Origin of the sequence: Cellulomonas soli (genome assembly GCF_052036975.1) — a bacterium.
Taxonomy (GTDB): domain Bacteria; phylum Actinomycetota; class Actinomycetes; order Actinomycetales; family Cellulomonadaceae; genus Cellulomonas; species Cellulomonas soli_A.
Map to the genome: position 1 here is coordinate 153151 of NZ_JBQIAR010000001.1, position 20915 is coordinate 174065.

16 protein-coding genes are annotated in these 20915 nt (G+C 73.2%); 8 read left to right on the top strand and 8 right to left on the bottom strand.

Going from position 1 to position 20915, the window contains the following annotated elements; translation table 11 throughout:
- Nucleotides 1–36: 36 nt before the first annotated feature.
- Nucleotides 37–795: an AMP-binding protein gene (locus tag ACTHAM_RS00725; protein ID WP_440683744.1), complete on the bottom strand. Its 759-nt coding sequence runs from the start codon at nucleotides 793–795 to the stop codon at nucleotides 37–39.
- A 202-nt stretch (nucleotides 796–997) separates the two neighbouring features.
- Here ACTHAM_RS00725 and ACTHAM_RS00730 point away from each other — a divergent pair, with 202 nt between their 5' ends.
- The 3 genes from ACTHAM_RS00730 (at nucleotide 998) to ACTHAM_RS00740 (ending at nucleotide 3370) form a co-directional block, all read left to right on the top strand.
- Nucleotides 998–2323: an MFS transporter gene (locus tag ACTHAM_RS00730; protein WP_440683746.1), complete on the top strand. Its 1326-nt coding sequence runs from the start codon at nucleotides 998–1000 to the stop codon at nucleotides 2321–2323.
- Nucleotides 2324–2366: 43 nt separating this feature from the next.
- Nucleotides 2367–2744: an ArsR/SmtB family transcription factor gene (locus ACTHAM_RS00735; RefSeq protein WP_440683748.1), complete on the top strand. Its 378-nt coding sequence runs from the start codon at nucleotides 2367–2369 to the stop codon at nucleotides 2742–2744.
- Nucleotides 2745–2878: 134 nt separating this feature from the next.
- Nucleotides 2879–3370, top strand: coding sequence for a TM2 domain-containing protein (locus tag ACTHAM_RS00740; RefSeq protein WP_440683750.1), 492 nt, complete (start codon nucleotides 2879–2881; stop codon nucleotides 3368–3370).
- 67 nt (nucleotides 3371–3437) lie between these two features.
- Here ACTHAM_RS00740 and ACTHAM_RS00745 read toward each other — a convergent pair whose 3' ends face one another.
- The 3 genes from ACTHAM_RS00745 to ACTHAM_RS00755 all read right to left on the bottom strand — a co-directional run bounded on the left by ACTHAM_RS00745 (nucleotide 3438) and on the right by ACTHAM_RS00755 (nucleotide 6849).
- A complete protein-coding gene (locus tag ACTHAM_RS00745; RefSeq protein WP_440683752.1) occupies nucleotides 3438–4442 on the bottom strand; it encodes an LLM class flavin-dependent oxidoreductase in 1005 nt (334 codons plus the stop codon).
- A gap of 159 nt (nucleotides 4443–4601) precedes the next feature.
- Entirely contained in the window at nucleotides 4602–6071 is a 1470-nt protein-coding gene (locus ACTHAM_RS00750) for an MFS transporter (RefSeq protein WP_440683754.1), read from the bottom strand.
- Between the two features lie 202 nt (nucleotides 6072–6273).
- Complete coding sequence (locus ACTHAM_RS00755) at nucleotides 6274–6849, bottom strand: TetR/AcrR family transcriptional regulator (protein ID WP_440683756.1); 576 nt, start codon at nucleotides 6847–6849, stop codon at nucleotides 6274–6276.
- A 135-nt stretch (nucleotides 6850–6984) separates the two neighbouring features.
- Between ACTHAM_RS00755 and ACTHAM_RS00760 the strand changes: the two genes are divergently transcribed.
- Nucleotides 6985–9546: a circularly permuted type 2 ATP-grasp protein gene (locus ACTHAM_RS00760; RefSeq protein ID WP_440683757.1), complete on the top strand. Its 2562-nt coding sequence runs from the start codon at nucleotides 6985–6987 to the stop codon at nucleotides 9544–9546.
- Nucleotides 9543–10517: a transglutaminase family protein gene (locus ACTHAM_RS00765; protein WP_440683759.1), complete on the top strand. Its 975-nt coding sequence runs from the start codon at nucleotides 9543–9545 to the stop codon at nucleotides 10515–10517. The genes ACTHAM_RS00760 and ACTHAM_RS00765 overlap by 4 nt, the downstream gene beginning before the upstream one ends.
- Here the strand turns inward: ACTHAM_RS00765 and ACTHAM_RS00770 are convergent.
- Complete coding sequence (locus tag ACTHAM_RS00770) at nucleotides 10461–11432, bottom strand: hypothetical protein (RefSeq protein ID WP_440683761.1); 972 nt, start codon at nucleotides 11430–11432, stop codon at nucleotides 10461–10463. The two genes, ACTHAM_RS00765 and ACTHAM_RS00770, sit on opposite strands and share 57 nt — an antisense overlap.
- A gap of 195 nt (nucleotides 11433–11627) precedes the next feature.
- Nucleotides 11628–12212, bottom strand: a complete 585-nt coding sequence (locus ACTHAM_RS00775) for a DinB family protein (RefSeq protein ID WP_440683763.1) — start codon at nucleotides 12210–12212, stop codon at nucleotides 11628–11630.
- 723 nt (nucleotides 12213–12935) lie between these two features.
- Between ACTHAM_RS00775 and ACTHAM_RS00780 the strand changes: the two genes are divergently transcribed.
- The 3 genes from ACTHAM_RS00780 to ACTHAM_RS00790 all read left to right on the top strand — a co-directional run bounded on the left by ACTHAM_RS00780 (nucleotide 12936) and on the right by ACTHAM_RS00790 (nucleotide 15817).
- A complete protein-coding gene (locus tag ACTHAM_RS00780; RefSeq protein WP_440683765.1) occupies nucleotides 12936–14102 on the top strand; it encodes a hypothetical protein in 1167 nt (388 codons plus the stop codon).
- A 168-nt stretch (nucleotides 14103–14270) separates the two neighbouring features.
- On the top strand, nucleotides 14271–14909 hold the full coding sequence (locus ACTHAM_RS00785) for a TetR/AcrR family transcriptional regulator (RefSeq protein ID WP_440683767.1): 639 nt from the start codon (nucleotides 14271–14273) through the stop codon (nucleotides 14907–14909).
- Nucleotides 14906–15817, top strand: a complete 912-nt coding sequence (locus ACTHAM_RS00790) for an alpha/beta fold hydrolase (RefSeq protein ID WP_440683769.1) — start codon at nucleotides 14906–14908, stop codon at nucleotides 15815–15817. Before ACTHAM_RS00785 ends, ACTHAM_RS00790 begins: the two co-directional genes overlap by 4 nt.
- A 3-nt stretch (nucleotides 15818–15820) precedes the next feature.
- Here the strand turns inward: ACTHAM_RS00790 and ACTHAM_RS00795 are convergent, their stop codons facing one another.
- Both ACTHAM_RS00795 and ACTHAM_RS00800 read right to left on the bottom strand, forming a co-directional pair.
- Nucleotides 15821–16474: a hypothetical protein gene (locus ACTHAM_RS00795; RefSeq protein WP_440683771.1), complete on the bottom strand. Its 654-nt coding sequence runs from the start codon at nucleotides 16472–16474 to the stop codon at nucleotides 15821–15823.
- Nucleotides 16475–16580: 106 nt separating this feature from the next.
- A complete protein-coding gene (locus tag ACTHAM_RS00800; RefSeq protein WP_440683773.1) occupies nucleotides 16581–20768 on the bottom strand; it encodes a family 43 glycosylhydrolase in 4188 nt (1395 codons plus the stop codon).
- Nucleotides 20769–20915: the final 147 nt, after the last annotated feature.

Below are 20915 nucleotides of genomic sequence, written 5' to 3' on the forward strand. Positions count from 1 at the left end.
CCGGGGCCAGGTCGGGCCCCCGATCTCGGCGACGGCTCAGCCGAACGCGGGCAGGGCGAGCCCGGCGAGGACGCGCGCCGACGTGGCGCGCAGCGTGCTCCGGGGCGCCCGTGCCGGACGAGTCGGAACGGCACCGCTGCTGCCGATGCGGCTCGGATCGTCCCTGCCCACGACGACGGGCTCCAGGAGCTCACGCAGGTGTCCGAGGTCGGACTGCGTGTAGTAGGCACCGATCGGCTCGTCGTCCGACGGGGCGAACACCAGGGCGGCGTCGTCGTCCGGTCCGGGCGGCTCGGGCAGTGCGATCAGCAGACGACGGGTGACCAGGTCGGCGAGGTGGTAGCGGGCGCCCAGCGCGAGCTCGTCGAGCACGGGGACGCGTTCGGTGGCGATCCGCAGGCGCGGCGTGCGCAGCGCGCGGGTGAGCAGCAGGCCTCGGCTGTCGGCCACCACCACCTGCGGTCGAGCCGCGGCATGCGCCTGGGCCTCCTCGCGCAGCGTCAGCTCGGGTGCGGTGGCGACCACCACGGCGCCGAGCCGCCAGCAGGCGTAGGCGACGGCCGTGCGCTCGGGCCCGGCCTCGACCAGCAGCGAGATGCGGTCGCCCTGCCGCACCCCGACCGCGTGCAGCGCGGAGGCGATCTGCAGGGAGCGGTGCGCGAGCACCTTCCAGCTGACCTCGCCCTGGTGGCGCCCGCGGGTGTCCCGGCCGGCGGTCGGGGTGCGGTCGGTCGCCGCGTCGAGGTCCGTCCACACGGCCGCAGGTGTCGGCCGGCTCGTCGTCAGGCTGCTCACGTCGTCTCCCGGTGGTGCCACGCCCGACGGTCCGGTGCGTCCTGACCCCAGTCTTCGCAGCGGTGGCGTCGGGGTCGTCAGCCCTCGGGCTCGACCCGTGTACTGCGCTGGGTGCACGGCGGTGCCCCCGTGGGTGCACCTGAGGTCCTTCCGCGCGCCTCGCTCATTGCGTGCTTGCGCAAGCATTGACTACGGTGCGCAGGTGATCCGCGCCCTCAGCCACCCCGTCTACCGCCGCCTGTTCCTGGCGCAGGTCGTCGCGCTGGCCGGCACCGGCCTGGCCACCGTCGCCCTCGGCCTCCTCGCCTACGACCTGGCCGGCCCGCGCGCCGGCGGGGTCCTCGGCACCGCCCTGGCCATCAAGATGGTCGCCTACGTGGTGGTCGCACCCGTGGCCGCCGCGGTCGTCGCGCGCCTGCCCCGCCGACGCGTCCTCGTCGGCGCCGACGTGCTGCGGTGCGCCGTCGCCGCCACCCTGCCGTTCGTCGGCGAGGTCTGGCAGATCTACGTGCTGATCTTCGTGCTGCAGGCCGCCTCGGCCACGTTCACCCCCACGTTCCAGTCCGTCATCCCCGACGTGCTGCCCGACGAGGACGACTACACCGCCGCCCTGTCGCTGTCACGTCTGGCCTACGACCTCGAGTCGGTCCTGTCGCCCGTGCTGGCCGCCGCGCTGCTGCTCGTCATGCCCTTCACCAGCCTCTTCGCCGGCACCTCGGTCGGGTTCGCCGCCTCGGCGCTGCTCGTGCTCACCGTCGCGGTCCCCCGCACGGGCGCCACGGGCACCCCGGCAGCCACCGCCGACGGCACCGAGGACGAACCCTTCGCCGTCCGCGTCCGCCGCGGGGCCAGCCTGCTCGTCCGGACCCCGGCGCTGCGCCCCGTGCTCGCGCTGAACCTGGCCGTGGCCGCCGCCGGCGCGTTCGTCATCGTGCAGACCGTGGTCATCGTCCGCGACACGTTCGGCCAGGGCGACGGCACCGTGGCCCTGGTGCTGGCCGCCAACGGCGCCGGTTCCATGCTCGGTGCGATCGCGCTGCCCCGCGTGCTCCACCACGTCGACGAACGCCGCGTCATGCTCACCGGCGCCGCCCTGCTGACCGGCGCCACCGCACTGGTGCCTCTCGCCCTGCACGTGACGGACCCGCAGGCCGGACTCGTGGCGATCGGCGCCCTGTGGGTCCTGGTGGGGCTCGGCTGGGCAGCCGCCGAGACCCCCGTCGGACGGCTCATCCGCCGTTCCGTGCCCGGGCGTGACCTGCCCGCAGCGTTCGCCGGCCAGTTCTCCCTGTCGCACGCCTGCTGGCTGGTGACCTACCCGGTCGCCGGGTGGCTCGGGGCGGTCGGACTCGGGCGGGCCGCCCTGGTGCTGGCCGTCGTCGCCGCAGGCGCCTCGGTGACCGCCGCCTGGCTCTGGCCGCGCACCGCGCCCGAGGAGCCCGAGACGTCCGACGCCGACCCGGGCACCGTCGAGGGTGGGACGATCATGGGCGTGCCCGGCACGCCCGCCGAGCCCGCGGCGCCGTGAGCCAGGCCCGGCGACCGGCAGCAAGGATCGAGGTGGCCGCCCGATGACCTCCGCACCCACCCGCCCCGCGCGCTCCGTGACCGCCCCTGCGCGCACGGGCGCCCCGCTTCCCCCGCAGGCCGACCTCGCCCGCTCGGTCGAGGTGCTGCGCCTGCTCGCCGACCCCACCCGACTCGCGGTGCTGGCGCTGCTCGAGGGCACCGAGATGTCCGTCAGCGCGCTCGCCGCGGCCGTCGACCGGCCCGTGCCCGCCGTCTCCCAGCACCTGGCCAAGCTGCGCGCCGGCCGGCTGGTCACCACCCGCCGTGACGGCACCACCGTGCACTACGCCCAGGCCAACGAGCACGTGGCGGCTCTGGTGGCCAACGTGCTGCACCACGCCGAGCACACCCTCTACGACGTGCCGCCGCACCACCGCTGACCCACGTCACCCGCCCCGGCGAGCACGTCCACGGACCGCGTCCCGCCGGAGCCCCTGACCTGCTTGGATGGTCCAGCCGGGGGGCATCTCCACGTCCTTTGCCTCCTCGGACCGTCCACCGAGAGGAACACACCGTGTCGAACGACCCGTACGCCGCCGACGGCGCACAGCCGCTGCCCCCGACGCCTCCGGCACCCCCCGCCGGCGCCTACGGGGTGCCGCCGCAGAGCGCACCGGTCGCCGCCTCGGCCTACGGCTACGCGCCCGCCGGGAATGAGTCGACCAAGTCGTTCGTCGTCACGTGGCTGCTCGCCTACCTCCTCGGCTGGCTCGGCGTCGACCGCTTCTACCTGGGCAAGGTCGGCACCGGCATCCTCAAGCTCATCACGCTCGGCGGCTTCGGCATCTGGGCGCTGATCGACCTGATCCTCGTGCTCGCCGGCGCGCAGAAGGACAAGGAAGGCCGCCCGCTGCAGGGCTACGACCAGCACAAGAAGATGGCGTGGATCATCACGATCGTGCTGTGGGTCCTCGGTGGCGCCGGCTCGGCAGCCAACCTGGCGAACCAGGCCGACGACTTCTCGCAGTCCTCGATCGTGTCCGTCGAGGCAAGTGCCGTCCTCTGACCTGCACGTCGTGACGAACCCCGGGCGGTGATCCGTCCGGGGTTCGTCACGTCCGGGTCCGGCGACCTCAGAGCACGCGCGCGAGCCCCTCCAACGCCGCGAACGGCTCGGCGCCCACGGGGATCAGCACGGTCGTCGAGGCCCCCGCGGCATGGCGTGCGTCGATCGCCGCACGCGCACCCGCGGGCGTTCCCACGACGGCGAGCCGGTCCACCCACGCGTCCGGCAGGGCCTGCGCGAACGCGCTGCGGTCGGTGGCCGCCGAACGCAACGTGGCGAACTCCTGCGCGAACGGCAACGGGGCCAGGTGCGGAGCCCAGTCGGGCTCGCCGATCCACTCCAGCGCGGGACGGGCCAGCGAGCGGGCCCGGTCCGCGTCGTCGTCGACGCACGCCACGTCGTAGGTGACCACGTGCCGGCCAGGCCCGTCGCCGAGGTGACCGAGGGTGGCGGCGATGTACTCGGGGGTCGCCGGCTCGGCCAGCACCACACCGTCGGTGACCTGCGCGGCCAGCGCCAGCGACTTGGGGCCCCGCACACCGGCGAGCACCAGCGGCGGCTGGGCGGCGGGTGTCTCCAGGCGGACGTCGTCGAGGTGCACGTACCGGCCGTCGGCTGTGACGGACTCGCCACGCAGCAGCGCGCGCAGCGCGGTGGCCTGCTCGTCGAGCAGCGTCAGCGGGCTGGCGGGCCAGGCGCCGACCTGCCGCATCCAGCCCGGCATGCCGTGGCCGATGCCGGCCACGACCCGGCCGGGGAACAGCTCGGCGAGGGTGTTGAGCTCCATGGCCGTGTAGGCGACCTTCCGGGCACCGGTCGGCAGGATGCCGATGCCGACACGGATCCGCGCCGTGACCGCGAGCGCCGCGGCGGCCTGCGCGAACCCGCCGCGGAACCCGAGGTCCTCGACGACCCACAGCTCGTCGAACCCGAGCTCGTCGGCGCGCTGCGCGAACGCCAGCACCTGGGCGGCGGGTAGGTCGCGCGGCAGCATCACCCCGATGGACCCTCGCCGTCCGGGGGCGGCCGCCGGCGGTGCCACGGGGGTGTTCTGGCTGGTGGGGGGCGTCATCGTCGGCATCCTCGTCCGGGCATGCACCCAACCTACGGTCCGGTGCGCACCCCGCGGGACCGAATGGCCCAGCTGCTCGGGACGCGTGCACGCCGCGCGACCCGGAGGTCGACACGGCGTGCACGGGCACTGCCGCCGGCGCGGACCCGGCGGGCGGCGTCACCCTCGGGGTCGCACCAGCGCGGCGACCGCCGCGGCGAGCACGGCGAGCACGGCCGCCCCGAGGAACGCCCAGGCGAAGCCACCGGTCAGTGCCTCCGGCTGCGGGGTGCCGGCCCCGAGGAGGGCGTCGGTGCGGGCGGTGGCCACCGTGGCGAGCACCGCGAGGCCGAGCGCCCCGCCGATCTGCTGCGCGGTGTTGACCAGCCCGCCCGCCAGTCCCGACTCGGCCTCCGGGACGCCGTGCAGCGCGAGCTGCGTGGTGGCGACGAACGCCCCGCCGAGCCCGACGCCCAGGAGCAGGGAGGGTCCGAGCAGGTCGGCGACGAGCTGCGCGTCGGTCGGCACCGCGGCGAGCCACACCAGCCCGCCGGCGAGCGAGAGGAGCGACCCGATGAGGGTGGTCCGCACCCCGACCTTGGCGATCACGCCGGGGACGAGACCGGCCACGACGACGAGCGTCCCGGCGAGAGGCAGCTGGCTCAGGCCGGCGGCGAGCGCGTCGTAGCCGAGCACGGCCTGCATGAACACCGAGAGTGCGAAGAACAGGGCGGTCATGGCGGCGCCGACGAGCAGCATGACCACGTTGCCGGCCGTGAGGTCGCGATCCCGGAAGACGGCGAACGGCACGAGTGGCTCGGCGGCGCGCCGCTCGACGACGACGAACGCGGTGACGAGCACGGCGGCTGCGGCCAGCAGCCCGACCGTGACGGCGTGCGTGGCGCCGAGCTGCTCGACGGAGGTCAGTCCGGCGACGGCCGCGACGAGCCCGCCGGTGATGGTCACGGCACCGGGCACGTCGAGGCGCCCGGTGGGGACGACCGTGTCGCGGGTGACGAGCATGGGCAGCGCCACCAGCACGACCGCACCGACGGGCACGTTGACGAAGAACACGGACTCCCAGCCGAGCGACGCGGTCAGCACACCGCCGAGCAGCACGCCGGCCGCCGAGCCGATGCCGGCGACGGCGCCCCAGATGCCCAGCGCCCGGGTGCGGTCGCCCGGGGTGCGGAACAGCTGGGTGACCAGGGCGAGCGAGGCGGGGGCGAGCAGTGCGGCCGAGGCCCCCTGCAGGGCTCGTGCGCCGAGCAGCATCTCTCCGGTGACGGCCAGACCTGCGAGCGCCGAGGCGACCACGAACCCGAGCGTCCCGGCGAGGAACAGCCGACGGTGCCCGTACCGGTCGGCCAGGCGGCCGCCGAGCAGCAGCAGCCCGCCGAACGGCAGGACGTAGGCGGTGATGACCCAGCTGAGGGCGGCGGTGCCGAGCCCCAGGGCGGAGCCGAGGGACGGCAGTGCGATGTTGACGATGGAGGCGTCGAGCACGACGAGGAACTGCGCGAGGGCGAGGACGGTCAGCGCCCACCAGCGGCGGGTGCTGCGGGGGGCGGTGTCGGGCGGCGCGGCGGGCGGGGGTACGAGCGGGCCGGGGCGCTGGACGGCGGGCCGGGCGGTGACGGGGCTGGTCATGGCGGGCTCCTTGCGTGGGTGGGGGTGGCGACGGTCGGTCGCCGCGGCGGAGGGTGCCGAGAGTGGAGAGTGAGTCGTCACTCACTTGCAGGCCATGCGAGACGGGGCTGTCGGGTGGGGCGAGGGCTGCGAGAGAGCAGGGGCGAGGGTCGGCAGGGCGCCGTCGCGGACGGATGCGCCGAACGCCGCGCCGCGGCAACCCTCAGGAGGTCAGGGGTTCCGGGTGCCGAATCCCGTCGGAGAGCAGGTGCGCCCACTCGGCGTCGATCCCGTCGACCCTCGCCGTGACGATCAGATGGCACAGCTGCCCGAACGCGATGAACCGCTGCACCTGCGCGGGTGTCGCACCCGAGCGCCGATGGGCGAAGGTCGTGACCCGCGCCAGGCCGCGCCGCAGCGCGTCACCGATCTCGGGGACCTCGGCCGCCGACTGCGCGTGCACCTGGAGCATGAGCAGCGTGCGGTCGGCGATCAGGCCGGCGTAGGCGCCGCCCATCGCGTCCAGCAGGCCCTCGGGTGAGGCGTCGGCCGCCGTGTCGGCCCCCTGCTCCAGCGCCCGCTCGACGAGCGTGAAGCAGTGGTCGAGCGCCGCGACGAACAACGCCTCCTTGGTCGGGAACAGCTTGAACACGTAGGCCGGTGAGATCCCGGCCGTGCGCGCGACATCGGCCACCGTGGTGCCCAGGTAGCCGCCGCGCGAGAACTCCTCCGTCGCGGCCTGCACGACGACGGGGCGTCGCTGGTCGGCGGTGGAGAGGGTGCTGGCTCGGCTCGTCATGTGAGTGACTGTACACTCACTCTCGACGGGGGACAACCCTCGCGAGGACGCGGTCGTCCGCGAGGGCGGCCGAGAGACCGTCCGGCCCGTGGGTCACGGGCGACCCCGCCCACCGCGGTAGGGCAGGCTGACCCCGTGACCGACCTGCTCTCGTCCCCGGACGTGAGCCTGCTGCGCGACGGGGACGGTGGCCTGGACCTCGCCGACGTGCGCAGCCGCGCCGAGCAGATGCTCGCCGAACGCGGCGTCACCTACGGCACGGACGCCGACGACGACCAGCTCCGGGCGCAGCCGTGGCGGCTCGACCCGGCACCCGTGGTCGTCGACGAACCCGAGTGGGCACGCCTCGACGCCGCCCTGACCCAACGGGCCGTGCTGCTCGACGCCGTGCTGCGCGACGTGTACGGCCCCCGCCGGCTGCTCACGGACCTGATGCTGCCGCCGACGGTGGTCCTCGGGCATCCGGGGTTCGTGCGGGCTGTCGACGGGCTGCGGCTGCCCGGCCGGCGCGAGCTCGTGCTCACCGCGACCGACGTGTGCCGCGACCGCGACGGCCGGTGGACGGTGGTCGCCGACCGCACCCAGGCGCCGTCCGGGGCCGGGTACGCCATGGAGGACCGGCGCGTGGTCGCGCAGGTGCTCTCGGGCGTCTACCGGCAGACGTCGATCCAGCGCCTCGGCCCGTTCTTCCACGCGCTGCGCCATGCGCTGCACGACGTCGCCCCGCCCGGCGTCGAGGACGAGCCACGCGCCGTGCTGCTCAGTCCCGGCGCGTGGTCGGAGACCGCGTTCGACCAGGCGTACCTGGCGTCGATGCTCGGCCTGCCGCTCGTCGAGGGCTCCGACCTGCTGGTGCGTGAAGGCCGGCTGTGGATGCGAGGCATCGACGGGCTCGAGGCCGTCGACGTCGTGCTGCGCCGCGTGGACGCCGACTGGTGCGACCCCTTGGACCTGCGCGTCGGCTCCCGCCTGGGCGTCCCCGGGTTCGTGCGGGCGGTGCGCGCGGGCGCGGTCAGCGTCGTCAACCCGCTGGGTGCGTCCGTGCTGGAGAGCCCCGCGCTGCACGCCTACCTGCCCCGGCTGGCCCGCGAGGTGCTGGCCGACGACCTGCTGCTGGGGTCCGCACCGACCTGGTGGTGCGGCGACCAGGAGGGCCTGCGGGCGGTGCGCGGCCGGCTCGACGAGCTGGTGCTGCTGCCCACCGACCACACCGGCGGTGCCGTCGCCGGGTGGACCCTGAGCGCCGAGCAGCGCTCGGAGCTGGCGGCGCGGATCGAGGCCGAGCCGTGGCGGTGGGTCGGCCAGGAACCGGTGGTCGGCGACGGCGGGCCGTCCGGCGCCGCACCGCAGGCCGCCGTGCTGCGCACGTTCGCCGTGGCCCACGACGAGTCGTACACGGTCATGGCCGGCGGCCTGGCCAGCGTCGTCGAGCAGCACGCCGGGTTGGTGCCCGTCTCGATGGTGTCCCACTCGGCCGGGGCGGTCGCCAAGGACGTGTGGGTGCTGGCGCGCGCGTTCGACGCCGACGAGGCGCAGGACCCCGACGACGCCGAACTGTCGCCCTCGGGCGCCGCCGACGCAGGCACCGACCGGGTCCGGTCGGGCGGTGAGGCCCCGGGCCGCCCGGCCTCCGGCATCTCGCCGCGCACCGCCGAGAACCTGTTCTGGATCGGCCGGTACGCCGAGCGGGCCGAGGGTCAGACCCGGACGCTGCGGGTGCTGGTGGACCGCTGGGACGACGAGCACCGCAACCTGCGCACCACCGGCGGCCGCGCCCTCACCGCCCTGGTCGGTGCCCTCGTCCCCGACGAGCTGCGCCACGACGGACGCCCTGATCTGCGCGCGCTCGTGCTCGACCCCCGCACGGAGGACTCCGTGCTCGCGTGCGTGCGTGGGCTGTCGCGCGCGTCGGGGGCCGTGCGCGACCAGCTCTCGTCGGACGTGTGGGGGCCGCTGACCCGGGTGGAGCGGGCGCTGCGCGACGAGCGCGGACGGCGACCCGCCGACCAGCCGCTCGCCCTGGGGGCCGCGGTCGACCGGATGGCGGACGTCGCCGAACGGGCCGCCCTCACCGCAGGTCTGCGGCCCGTGCTGGACCGGTCGCTGGAAGGTCTGCTCGCCCTGGCCGGCATCACCGCCGAGAGCCAGGTGCGCGACGTCGGCTGGCGGTTCTGGGACGCCGGGCGGCGACTCGAACGGGCGCAGCGGATCGTCGACACGCTCGCCGCGACCCTCGTGCCCACGCGCGCGCCGGCCGTCGAACGACTCGTGCTCGAAGGGGTCGCGCTCGCGCACGAGTCGGCCATCACCTACCGGCGCCGGCACCAGGCCGGTCCGCGCGTGGACACGCTGCTGGCCCTGCTGCTGCAGGACGCCGACAACCCGCGTTCGCTCGCGTTCCAGATCGACCGGCTGCGTGAGGACCTGGCCGCCGTGCCCGCACCCCGCCTGCCCGCCGACCAGCGCGACCACCTGGTGGCCGACGTGGCCGCCCTGGTCGCCGAGCTCGACGTGCGGGTGCTCGCCGAGTCGGTGGGCGAGCCCGGCGGACCGCACGCACGGACCCGGCTGCGGCTCGCGGAGACGCTGGAGTCGATGCGGTGGCGGTTGGCCGCCGTCGGCGACGAGGTCGAGCGCCTGCACTTCGTGCACCTGGCACCCAGCCGCGCGTTCGAGGCCACCTGGGGGTCCGCATGAGCGTCCCGCCGACCGACCCTGCCGGCCTTGCGACCCCCGTGCCCGAGGGCGCCCGCGAGTACGACCTCGTGCACCGGACCACGTACACGTACACGGCACCCGTCACCGACTCCTACGGGCGCACCGTCACCACCCCGCGCGAGCTGCCCGACCAGCACGTCGTCGACACCACCCTCACCGTCGAGCCGACCCCCTCGGACACGGCCGAGCACGTCGACTGGTTCGGCAACCGGACCACGTACTTCGGGGTGACCGCACCGCACGAACGACTCGTGGTCACCGCGCGGTCGCGCCTGCTGGTCTCCCGCAGGGCAGCGTCGGTCGACTCGCTGCCGGGCGTGGGCTGGGAGGAGACGGCCCGCGCGGTGGTCGACGGCGACCTGTCGGACGTGCGGACGGACGCCGCCGGGCTCAGCGCGCTGCGGGAGGCCACGTTGCCCTCACGGCACGTCGACCCCTCCGACGCCGTCCGGGCGTGGGCGGCACCGTCGTTCGCGCCCGGGGCACCGCTGGCCGGGGTGCTCGCCGACCTCGCGCACCGCATCCGCACCGAGATGACGTACCGGTCGGGGTCGACGACGGTGGGCACCACGCAGGCCGAGCTGCTCGAGCAGCGCACCGGCGTCTGCCAGGACTTCGCGCACCTGATGATCGCCGCACTGCGCGTGCACGGCCTGCCCGCCAGGTACGCCAGCGGGTACATCGAGACGCGTCCGCCGGCCGGGCGCGAGAAGCTGCGCGGCGCCGACGCGTCGCACGCGTGGGTCTCCGCCTGGGTGCCGGGTGCCGGCTGGGTGGAGATCGACCCGACCAACGACCAGTTCGTCGACGACCGGTACGTGATCCTGGGTTGGGGTCGCGACTACGCGGACGTGCCGCCGCTGCGGGGCGTCATCTTCTCCGAGGGGTCCGGTTCACGGCTGACCGTCGAGGTCGACCTGGTCCCGGTCGGGCTCACGCCGTTCGTCTGAACGCCGGCGGAACACCAGCACCACGTTGTCCTGCTCGTGCGGCAGGACCAGGCGGCTGAGCTCGTGGTCGTGCGTCATGTCGAACCCCTGCTGCGCGGCGTAGTCGGCCCAGTTCCCGCTGCCGTGCTCGTTCGTTCCGATCGCCACGTACAGCTGCACGCTCGGGGTGGTGAACACCGCCCGCTCGAACGGGTTGCCCGGCGGCGGCCACGAGCACAGCACCACCTGCGGGGCGTGGGCACGCAGCGCCGCCTTGGCGTCCTGCTTGAGCACGTGCTGCGGGTAGTCGATCGCGTGCTCCCAGCTGTGGTCGTCGGTGGCCGTGACGTCGACCCCGCGCTCGGTCAGGAACTGCGACAGGGTGCCGTCCCCCGCGGCGATCTCCAGGCAGGAGCGGTCGGCGATCAGGGTGGCCAGCCGGGCGACCAGGGCCGAGGAGTAGAAGCAGTAGATGCCCATCGGCCGCACCAGCGGCATCAGGTACCGGCGCTGGGTCAGCAGCGGCCAGACCACCCGGTACGCCCCCATCGACACCGGCCGCCGCTCCAGCCCACGCCGGAAGAACAGCCGTTGCGCCACGCGCCCGTTCAGGGCGTTGAACCGCACCGGCCCCTCGGTGACCCCGGTCTCGACCTGGAACGACACGCGCTTCACCGCGTGCAGCAGCATCTGCCGCCGGGCCTCCTCGCCGACCAGCTCGCGCGCTGGCCGACGCCGACCGGGCGACTCCTGCGCGGGTTCGCGGGCCTCGGCGACCACGGCGCGCAGCTCCTCAGGCCCGCCGGACGACGCCCGACGCAGCCGCTCGGAGACCACCCGCCACTCCTCGGGGTAGGCGGCCTGCAGCTCCTCGAGGGACGGCCCTGACGCGAGCCATCGCAGGGCGTCCTGCGGACGGGAAGGACCTGCACTCATCGCCACCTCGCTCGACCCGTCATCGCCCGACCCGTCACCGCGCAGGCCGGGTCGAGCGTAGCGAGCGGTGCCTCGGATGGCGGTGCGCCCGTGAGGCGACGATCCGTCGTCCACAGGGTCGTCCACACTGTGGAGAGCGCGGGTGAGGGGTTGTCCACAGCGCTGTGGACGTCCGCTGTGGACACGGTCGAGCGGTCAGCCGCGCACGTCGTGCAGGTGGTGCACGGGGTCGTGCAGGAAGTACTGACCCAGGGTGCGGACCGTGAAGGCAGACCCGTTCGCGCGCAGGCCGGTCCGGTCCCACGCGTCGTCGCCCACCGCATCGAACCGGGCCGCGGTCACCTCGGCGGCCTCCGCCAGCTCGTCGGCCACCACCACCGGGTCCTGCTGGTCGTACCGGTCGGCCAGGGCCGTGGCGTCCTGGTCCCAGTTCTCGAACACCGGGTCGTCCTGCTCGACCATCAGCTGCACGCGCGTGCCGAACACGCGCATGACGTCGCGCACGTGCGCGCCGTACTCGAGCGCCGACCACGTGGCCGGGGCGGGCCGTACCCGCGCGTCGGGCCGGTGCAGGACCGAAACCCAGCGGGGCACCAGGTCACGCAGCGTGGCCGCGATCTCCGAGGCCGCCACGTCCGCGGCGGCGAACCCGCACTCGGGGCAGCGCCGCTCGAGCACCCACGTCCAGTCCTTGGTGTCCGGCTCGGGGTCCACGGCCGGCACCGGGGCGGACGGGATCGACTGGGAGGCGGGGGGCAGGGCGTCGGTGGCGCTCGTCATGGCCGCACGCTACCGCCCGATCCTGACGCTCGGCGAGGGTCGGGTCCACGTCAAGCCGAAGGTACGCAATGGTCGGGCCGGGGGTCACAGCAGGCCGCTGCGCGCAGGCCGGCGACCTCCTCGTCCGTGGTCGGCCGCGAGCGGAGCAGGGACCCGCACGGACTCGGACGTGCGCGTCGATCGTGGTCTCGGGGTCCGGCATGTCCCCGCTTGACGGCCTGCGTGCGGTCGATCGCATCGCAGAGAAGCCCGCCGTCCACAGCCTCCTGGATGAGCGCGCGGGCCCGCCCGGATGGTCCAGGCTGCGTAGACGGCCATCTGCATCCTCATGCCGTCCGCGGGCACCGCTCCGGGCCTGCCACGTGACGTCGCTGTCACGATCAGGCGCACAGTAGATGGTGGTTCGGGGCAGGGTCGCTTGCAGCGGCATGCCCAACGACCGCTCTCGGGGCTAAGCAGGCAGCGCGCGGTCCGATCGACGCGCATTGACTCACAGCCCTGGCAAGATCGGGGCGAACCCAACACTCGCCTGCCCGACTTCGCTATCCTGCGCGAGTGAGCAATGCGGACCACGGGCAGGTGAGTCGAACAGTCGACCCTAGCGCGACTCTGTTGCGCTACCACAAGCGACAGAACGCTGAGATTCGCATTCTCAACACAGTGTCTGAGATGGCCTCGACATTCGATGACACTCGCCTTCGCATATTCGAGCACTATAGGTCCATGAATCCGCACCTCGGTGAGAACGACCTGGACAAGATCGTCACCGCCGTCATGAAGATATCTGAATACCGAGCGGAGCCAACGCCACCGAACGACGGAATGCTCCGTGACGCGCTCGCCGTCCTGGATGTCAGCGAGACCCCGCGCTACAGTCTTGCCCGAGCCCTCCTTGAGGGACTCCCCCATTTCGATCCGATCGGCAGGCACTCTGAGATCCTGTACTCAAGCCTTCTGGTCAGCATGGTCGGCACATTCGAGTCCGCCGTCTCAGAAGTCGCACTCTACTGCTTCACGAAGCATCCCAGCGCGCTGAATCTCGAGCAGCGCAGTTTCACCTGGTCAGAGATCACCCAGCACGCCAGCATCGAGGACTTTCAGAGAGCCACTGCCGCGAAACGAATCGCCGAAATGCAGTATGGTTCGATTATTGACATATTCGAATCACTGAAGCGGTGCTTCAAGATCGATGTCCCGAGTGAGTACCTCGGGTTCGACTTCCAGGAGGTGATTCAGCGGCGTCACCTCGTTGTGCACAACAGCTCGATGGTCTCAGCCCTGTACCGCGACAGGCTCAGGGGCATGGAGTCTCTACCCAAGGAGAACGAGCAGCTTCGCATCGACAGTGATTACCTACTTCGCGCAGCCGACCTCCTGTCGGTTGTCGTATTCCACCTCTGCTGGGCCACTGCAAGCAAGATGCTAAGCGGCAAAGACATGGAGAAATTTGAGAATATGGCGGTGAATGTGCCATATCAGATGCTTCAGGCGGGGCGCTTTGATGCGGCACAGAGGCAGACTCGCGTATGCGAGCACTCGAAAACTCGCGCGGAGTCCGCGCGCCTGGTGATGCAAGTCAATCAATGGTTGGCGATGAAGTTGGACGGCCGCCTGAGCGAGTGCCGCCAAGAAATTGCGGATTGGGATACGGGCGTTCTCGAGAACCGCTTCAAACTGGCGCGTCACGCCCTGCTTGGAGAAAACTCTCAAGCACTTGAGTACGTCCGGCAGATGCGGCGCGACGAGGCCCTATCGATGAACTGGTGGCTTACGTGGCCCCTTCTGGCGGATGTTCGCGAGTACGCAATGATGCAGGACGACTTTGTCGACTTGACTCTCAATAGCACAGATAGTACGATCGGTCAATCAGTCGTCGAGGTTCCGGAGTGAACATGTGCACCACCGACCTGTGAGACTTGCCTAGTCGGGCACCAACAAACGCATCTGAAGGCCGGGTCCGCGCCAGCGGACCCGGCCTTCACTCGTTGCACCATGAAGTCACGGCTGCTCCCAGGCGGCCCGGACTCAACTTCCGCACGCCCGTGCTATTTTCGCGGGATGAACGGGACGACCGGCCCTGCTACCAAGGGGCAGCGCACCCGCGACGCGATCCTCACCCAGGCCGTCGCCGCCACCGTCCGCGTCGGCCTCGGCGGCCTGACCCTCGGCGACCTGGCCACCGGCACCGGCATGTCCAAGAGCGGCCTCTACGCGCACTTCGGCTCCAAGGAGCAGCTGCAGCTGGCCGTGCTGGACGCCGCCGCGGAGGAGTTCGCCGCCACCGTCGTGCGCCCCGCGCTGCGCGCCCCCCGCGGCGAGGCCCGCATCCGTGATCTCGCCGACCGGTGGCTCGCCTGCGGCGTCGACCGGGCACCCGGCGGCTGCGTCATCGTCAAGGCCGGCACCGAGCTCGACGACCAGCCCGGACCCGTGCGCGACCGCCTGCGCGAGCTGCACCTGGAGCTGGCGCGCACCATCGCCCGGATCGTCACCGGCGGCATCACCGAGGGGCAGCTGCGCCCCGACGTCGACCCGGAGCAGTTCGCGTTCGACCTCTACGGCGTGATGCTCGCGTTCTTCCACACCCACCGGCTGCTGGACGACCCGCACGCGCCGGCCCGCGCCCACCGTGCCGTCGACGCCCTGCTGGCCGCCGCCCGGACACCCACCCACCCGACCTCGGAGACCACCCGATGAGCTTCGCCCACCCGCCTGTGACCACCCGCAGCCGCCGCGCCCGCCTGGCCTCTGCCACCCGTCTGCTCACGCTGCGCACCCGGTTCGGCGTGCTCGACCGGGTCGCCCCCCGCCGCGGCGCCGCCCTGGCCATGGACGTGTGGTGCACCCTGCCCGGCAACGCCGGCCGTCGCCGCGACCTGCGCCCGCACGCCGGCGAGGTCAGCCACGTGCCCGTCCTCCGGGGCGGGCAGGTCGTCGTCGAGACCTGGGGCGAAGGCCCGACGGTGTACCTGGTGCACGGCTGGGGTGGCTGGCGCGGTCAGCTCGGCGCGTTCGTCGAGCCGCTCGTCGCCACCGGCCACCGGGTCGTCGCGTTCGACGCACCCGGCCACGGCGACTCCGAGCCCGGCAGCATGGGCCCGGGCCAGGGCAACCTGATGGAGATGATCGAGTCGTTCACCGCCGTCGCCGACCGATTCGGCCCCGCGGAGGCCGTGATCGCCCACTCGCTGGGATGCACCAGCGCGTCGATGGTCGTGCACCAGGGCCTGGAGACGCAGCGCCTGGTGCTCATCGCCCCGAACCACGACTTCGTCGAGATCACCTACGACTTCGCTGCCCTGCTGGGCTTCGGCGAGCGCACGCGTGTGCCGCTGCAGCAGGACATGGAGGACTTCTGCGAGCGGCCGCTGTCGGACTTCGACCTGGTGCCGCTGGGCTCCGACGGGAGCATGCCGCCCACGTTCGTGGTGCACGACCGGCGCGACAAGGAGACCCCGTACGAGGTCGGCTCCCGGATCGCGCAGGCGTGGCCCGGGGCCGTGCTGCACAGCACAGAGGGGCTCGGGCACCAGCGAATCCTCGCCGATGCGGGAGTCGTCGCCGAGATCGTCGCGCAGGTCGGTGAGGGCGTGCGGGCGCGCTGACCCTCAGCAGGCGTTCAGCACCACCGTCCAGCCGTCGACGGGATCGTAGGTCGCGGTGAACGCGATCCCGTCGGGCTCACCCTGCGTGCCGACGCTGCCCGTGCGCGTCGTCGTCGACCCGTCGGCCCAGGTGACCGGCGCCAGCCCGTCGACGAGGTAGCCCCCGCAGCCACCGCAGCCGCTGTTGCGCAGGTCGATGTCCTCGATCCGCACCGCGAGGGTGGCAGCCGTCGTCGAGGTGGGGTCGACGTCCGCCACCGGCGGCGCCGCCTCGGCAGCGGCACGCACGGCGGCAAGGTCGCCCGCGAACCGGCGCGCAGCCTCGGAGCCGTTGGTCAGGCACGCGACCATCTGCTCGCCGTCGCTCGACTCGGCATCCCGCGCGTACGTCCCCGCGTAGCCGAACCCGCTCATCGCCCGCACGCGCGAGACCAGCTCGCTGTAGACCACCAGCACCGGCGCGAGCAGGTCGTCGGACACGCCGTCGGGGATCGTCGCCGCGACCGCGTCGACGTCCAGCGCCCGCACGGCCTCGGCGGTCGACTGCTCGACCAGGACCTCGGTGTCGTGCACCGAGGCACTGACCAGGGGCGCCGTGGCACGCACCCGGGTGTCGAGCTCCTGCGCAGCGGTGAGGAACGGCCGCAGGTCGTCCACCGCGGACGGTGATGCTGCCGGCTGCGGGGTCGCGGGGGCCGGGCGCTGCGTCGACGTCCCGGCCGAGGACGACGACGAGGTGACCGGCTCGGACCCCGCGCCCGGATCACCACCGCAGGCCACGCACCCACCGACGACGAGAGCGAGTCCGACCCGGAACGGGCCGCGAAACCCGTACCGCGGACGCGCCGACACCCAGCAGCAGGAGGGCCAGCAACCCGGCACCCACCACACCCCCGGCTCCGGTCGCGGCCAGGGCGCCGCCGGGCGCATCGACCTGCACAGGCACCTGCACCAGACGCCCCGAGATCGCCCCCGTGGCCCACAACGTGTGCCGACCCGTCGGCACACCGTCCGGCACCCGGACCGTGGCGGTGAACGCCCCGGTCACGTCAGCCGTGGCCGCACCGAGCCGGACGGGCGTGGAGTGCAGCACCAGGTCGACCCGCTCGCCCGGCAGGAACCCGGAGCCCTGCACGGTCAGCGAGCCACCGACCGTGACCACTCCCGATCCGAGCGTCACGGCGCCCCCGGCCGCCGCGGACGGCAGCGGCGACATCGCGCCCGGCGTGGGCGTCGGGGTGACCGGCACCGGAATGACGGGCACCGCAGCGGTGAGCACCACCTGCGTGAGGGCTGCCACCGAGACGTTCCCGGCCGCGTCGGCCGCCCGGTGCTCGACCAGGTGCGCACCGACCGCGTCGAACGTGAGCGGCGCGGCGTACCGCTGCCAGGCCCCGCCGTCGACCCGGTACTCGAGCCGGTCCACCCCCGAGGTGGCATCGGCAGCCTGGATCGTGAGCGTGACGGGCCTGCCCACCGTGGACACCCCGCCGATCGGGGCGCTGGTAGTGGTGGACGTCGGCGCCGTCCGGTCGACCCGGACGCTCACGGTGCCGGACGAGCCGGTCAGCGCGCGCCCGTCGAGCACCGCGCGGTACGACAGCTCGTGCACACCGTCCGCTTCGAGGGTCACCGCCGCGTCGTACGCCGTCCACCCACCCCCGTCGAGGCGGTACTCCAGCTCGGCCTCCGCGTCGTCGGCGGCCAGGGTCACCGTCGGCGCGGTGCGGTACCAGCCGGACGTGCCGTCGGGATCGGCCGGCGCGACCGTGGCGGTCACCGCCACCGCCGGGGCCGCCTCGACGACCACCCGCACCTGCACCCGCTCCAGTCCCGGCGCGAGCTCCTCCGCCGCGGTCATCGCGAGCACCGGCAGACCGTCCACGTCCCAGTGCACCGTCGCCGCGCGTGCGTGCCGGCGCGGGTCGTACAGCCCGGCATCGGTCGCCTCGCCCGGGTTGGACGTGTCCCCGACCGTGCGGGAGTGGTAGACGATCACCGGGTTGCCGAGCTCGTCGACCGTGAACGAGTTGTGCCCCGGGCCGACCTGACCGGGCACGTCGTCCGTGGTCAGCAGCGGGTACGGGTTCTTGGTCCAGGACGCCGGGTCCATCGGGTCGGCACCCTCGGGCATCCACAGCAGACCCACGCAGTACTTGTCGTCGACGGTGGCCGCCGAGTACGCAACCATCACCTTCCCGTCGTGGACGATCACCGCCGGGCCCTCGTTGATCGACTCGCTGCCGCTGGACTCCCAGGCGTACGTCGGCGAGGACAGCAGCACCGAACGGCCGATCAGGCGGGTCGGGTCCGCCGGGTCGATCTCGCCGATGCGCAACGTCGACGCGCCCGGCTTCTCCGCCCACACCAGGTAGTGCCGGCCCCCGGTGGTCAGGTACGTCATGTCGAGCGAGAAGTGCGTGAACGCGTCACCGTCGCCGGCCGCCGCGACCACCTGGCCCAGGCTCGTCCAGCTCGCCGGGTCGAGCGCCGTCTCACCGGTCAGCTCCCCACCGGTGAGCTTGAGCACCGCCGGGCGGATGTCCCACACTCCCCCGGTGCGCGCCGCCGTGAACAGCACGTACCAGTCGTCGCCGATCTTCGTCAGCTCGGGCGCCCACACGTACCGGTTGAGACCCGCGTCGGCAGACTCGTCCCAGATCGTCACCTCAGGGGCGTCGGCCAGGCCCTCGATGGTCTGCGCGCGGCGCAGCACCACCCGGTCGTAGCCCTCCGGGTCGGACGCGCGGGTCATCGGGTACGACGCCGTGAAGTAGTACCAGCCGTCGTCGCCGAGGGTCACGTCGGGGTCGGCCCGCCGCTCGATCAGCGTCTGCGGGTACTCCTGGCGCTGCACGGTCCCGTCGACCACGTACGTGCCCGGGGTCGAGGTGTCGACGGCGGCCACGTCGGCCGCATCCCACTCCACCGCCATCTGCGTCGTCGAGCCGCTGCTGTAGGTGACGCTCGCACTGGCAGGCAGGTCGGTCGTCGCGTCCAGTGCGTCACCCGCGGTCAGCTGCACGTCGGCGAGGGCGCCGACCCCGGTCGACACCACACGGCCGAGCTTGGCTGCGACCCGCGCGGCCTCGTCGGCGGTCACGCCGATGCTCGCCGTCTCCAGCGCACCGGCGGGGAACGCCCCCGCCTCCGGCGTCCGGGTGTCGACGACCTGCGTCGGCGCGGAGAACGTCACCAGGTCCGCCGACCGCACCTCGTACGTGAGTCCGTCCTCGCGCGCGGTGAACGTCAGGCGGTACGCGCCGATGCCGTTGTCGTACCGCACGCTGACCCGCGCCGCGGTCTTGCCGGTGACGAACGTGACCCGCCGCTCCCCCGTGTACGTGAGCAGGTCGGCGGAGTCGAACAGGTAGATCCGCGACGACGCGCTGTCCTCGGTGGCCACCAGGCCGAACGTGCCGTCGGGCTTGCGGAACAGCTCCGGCGAGCCGAGCTTGGCGCTGCCGATCGTCGGGTACAGCACCCCGCGGCCGCTCAGCAGCGCCGTGTACGTGCCGCCGTCGGCGGACGCCGCCAGGTGCAGCACATCCGTCCGGGTCGTGTTGCCCGACGCGATGTACGTGCCGATCCGGCCGGCCTCGGCGGGCAGCACCGTCACCGCGAACTGGCGGCTGGTGGACAGCCCGCCGCGGGAGAACGTCGCGGTCAACGTGACCTCACGGGCGCTCGCGGTCCGCGTCACCGCCCCGGTGGTGCTGACGGCGGCCGGTGCGGACGACTGCCACGTGACGGCGACGTCGTCCACGGCCGTGCGCAGCACCACGTCGCCGGTCAGGTGCGTGATGGCCAGGTCGTAGGAGTCCGCGACCAGCTCCAGGTTCCGTTGCGGGTTGTCCGCCACGACCGTGAGAACGAGCTCGCGCGTGAGGGTCTGCCCGGCCAGTTCTAGGGTCGCCGTGAGCGTGACCGGCGCGTCCGCGTCCGTCGGCCGGGTGACCGTGCCGTCCGCCGCGAGGAGGCTCGCGTCGGAGGTCGCCCAGGTGATCGTCGACCCCGTCGCTCCGGTGGTCGGCAGCGTGAGGTCCTCCGCGACACGCGTGCCCCCGAGGTCGATGGCCTGCGCGTCACCCTCCAGCGCGGCCGTCACCGCCGCCGCGTCGCCCAGCCCCGCGTAGTAGGTGCGGGCGACGTCCGTCGCCGAGAACGCGGACGTGTGCACGGTCAGGTCGCGGATCTGGCCCTTCCAGAGGTCGTCCGGGTACGACGAGCGGCCCACGTAGGCCACCAGGTCGCTGCCGAACTGGCTGACGGTGCGCGAGACCGCGACCGAACCCACCTGGGTGCCGTTGAGGTACCCCGTGATGCGGGTCGGTTCGATGACGGTCGTGTACAACGCCCACGCGGTGTCCGTCACCGGGCCGGCCACCCCGTTGGCGGCCACCGTCGGCGACAGGCCGTACTCGGTGGTCCACGGCGAGCCGGTGCTCAGGCCGTTGGTGAGCACCGACTTCAGCCGACCGGACGGGTTCTTGGGGTTGAGCAACCAGTACTGGCTCGGGTAGTTCTCCGTGGTGCCGAAGAACAGCGCGGCGTAGTTGCCCGACGCCTTCTCGTTGCGCAGCCACGCCGAGATCGTCAACGTGTCCTGCCCGTCGACCAGGCCCGTGGGCAGCTGCACGTACGCGGCGCCGCTGGCGGCCGAGCCGCCGGGCAGGGTGAGCGCGCCGTCGACGCTCGTGGCTCCCGCGCCCCGCAGCGTGGCGTCGTGCCCGGCGCCCGAGACGTCGGGCACCACGCTGTCGGCGGTCGGCGAGGCCGCGAGCGCCTCGAAGTCGTAGTGGGCCAGCAGGTCGGCGTCGGTCGCCACGGCGCCCCCGGCCAGACCGGCGGAGGTGGCGCCCGTGGCCGTGGCGGTGGGCACGGGACCGGCCAGCACCAGGGCTGAGGTCACCGCCAGGGTGCCCAGCAGGGCAGCACTGCGTCTGAACATCGTTCACTCCGTTGTGAGGTCCGAGCGCACGGGTCCGCCACGACGAGGGCCGTCGCGGGCAGCAGGTCGGCGGTGCCGCGAGGTGCTGCGGTCCGCCGCCGGGAGGCGTGGGGTGCACCGTCGCTGGTGCACCCCACGCCGGGAGGG

What these genes read in the sequence shown, in the direction of transcription:
- ACTHAM_RS00735 (WP_440683748.1), top strand. Translation starts at nt 2,367, where the DNA reads ATGACCTCCGCACCCACCCGCCCCGCGCGCTCCGTGACCGCCCCTGCG.
- ACTHAM_RS00745 (WP_440683752.1), bottom strand. Translation starts at nt 4,442, where the DNA reads ATGACGCCCCCCACCAGCCAGAACACCCCCGTGGCACCGCCGGCGGCC.
- ACTHAM_RS00750 (WP_440683754.1), bottom strand. Translation starts at nt 6,071, where the DNA reads ATGACCAGCCCCGTCACCGCCCGGCCCGCCGTCCAGCGCCCCGGCCCG.
- ACTHAM_RS00755 (WP_440683756.1), bottom strand. Translation starts at nt 6,849, where the DNA reads ATGACGAGCCGAGCCAGCACCCTCTCCACCGCCGACCAGCGACGCCCC.
- ACTHAM_RS00765 (WP_440683759.1), top strand. Translation starts at nt 9,543, where the DNA reads ATGAGCGTCCCGCCGACCGACCCTGCCGGCCTTGCGACCCCCGTGCCC.
- ACTHAM_RS00770 (WP_440683761.1), bottom strand. Translation starts at nt 11,432, where the DNA reads ATGAGTGCAGGTCCTTCCCGTCCGCAGGACGCCCTGCGATGGCTCGCG.
- ACTHAM_RS00775 (WP_440683763.1), bottom strand. Translation starts at nt 12,212, where the DNA reads ATGACGAGCGCCACCGACGCCCTGCCCCCCGCCTCCCAGTCGATCCCG.
- ACTHAM_RS00780 (WP_440683765.1), top strand. Translation starts at nt 12,936, where the DNA reads ATGAATCCGCACCTCGGTGAGAACGACCTGGACAAGATCGTCACCGCC.
- ACTHAM_RS00785 (WP_440683767.1), top strand. Translation starts at nt 14,271, where the DNA reads ATGAACGGGACGACCGGCCCTGCTACCAAGGGGCAGCGCACCCGCGAC.
- ACTHAM_RS00790 (WP_440683769.1), top strand. Translation starts at nt 14,906, where the DNA reads ATGAGCTTCGCCCACCCGCCTGTGACCACCCGCAGCCGCCGCGCCCGC.
- ACTHAM_RS00800 (WP_440683773.1), bottom strand. Translation starts at nt 20,768, where the DNA reads ATGTTCAGACGCAGTGCTGCCCTGCTGGGCACCCTGGCGGTGACCTCA.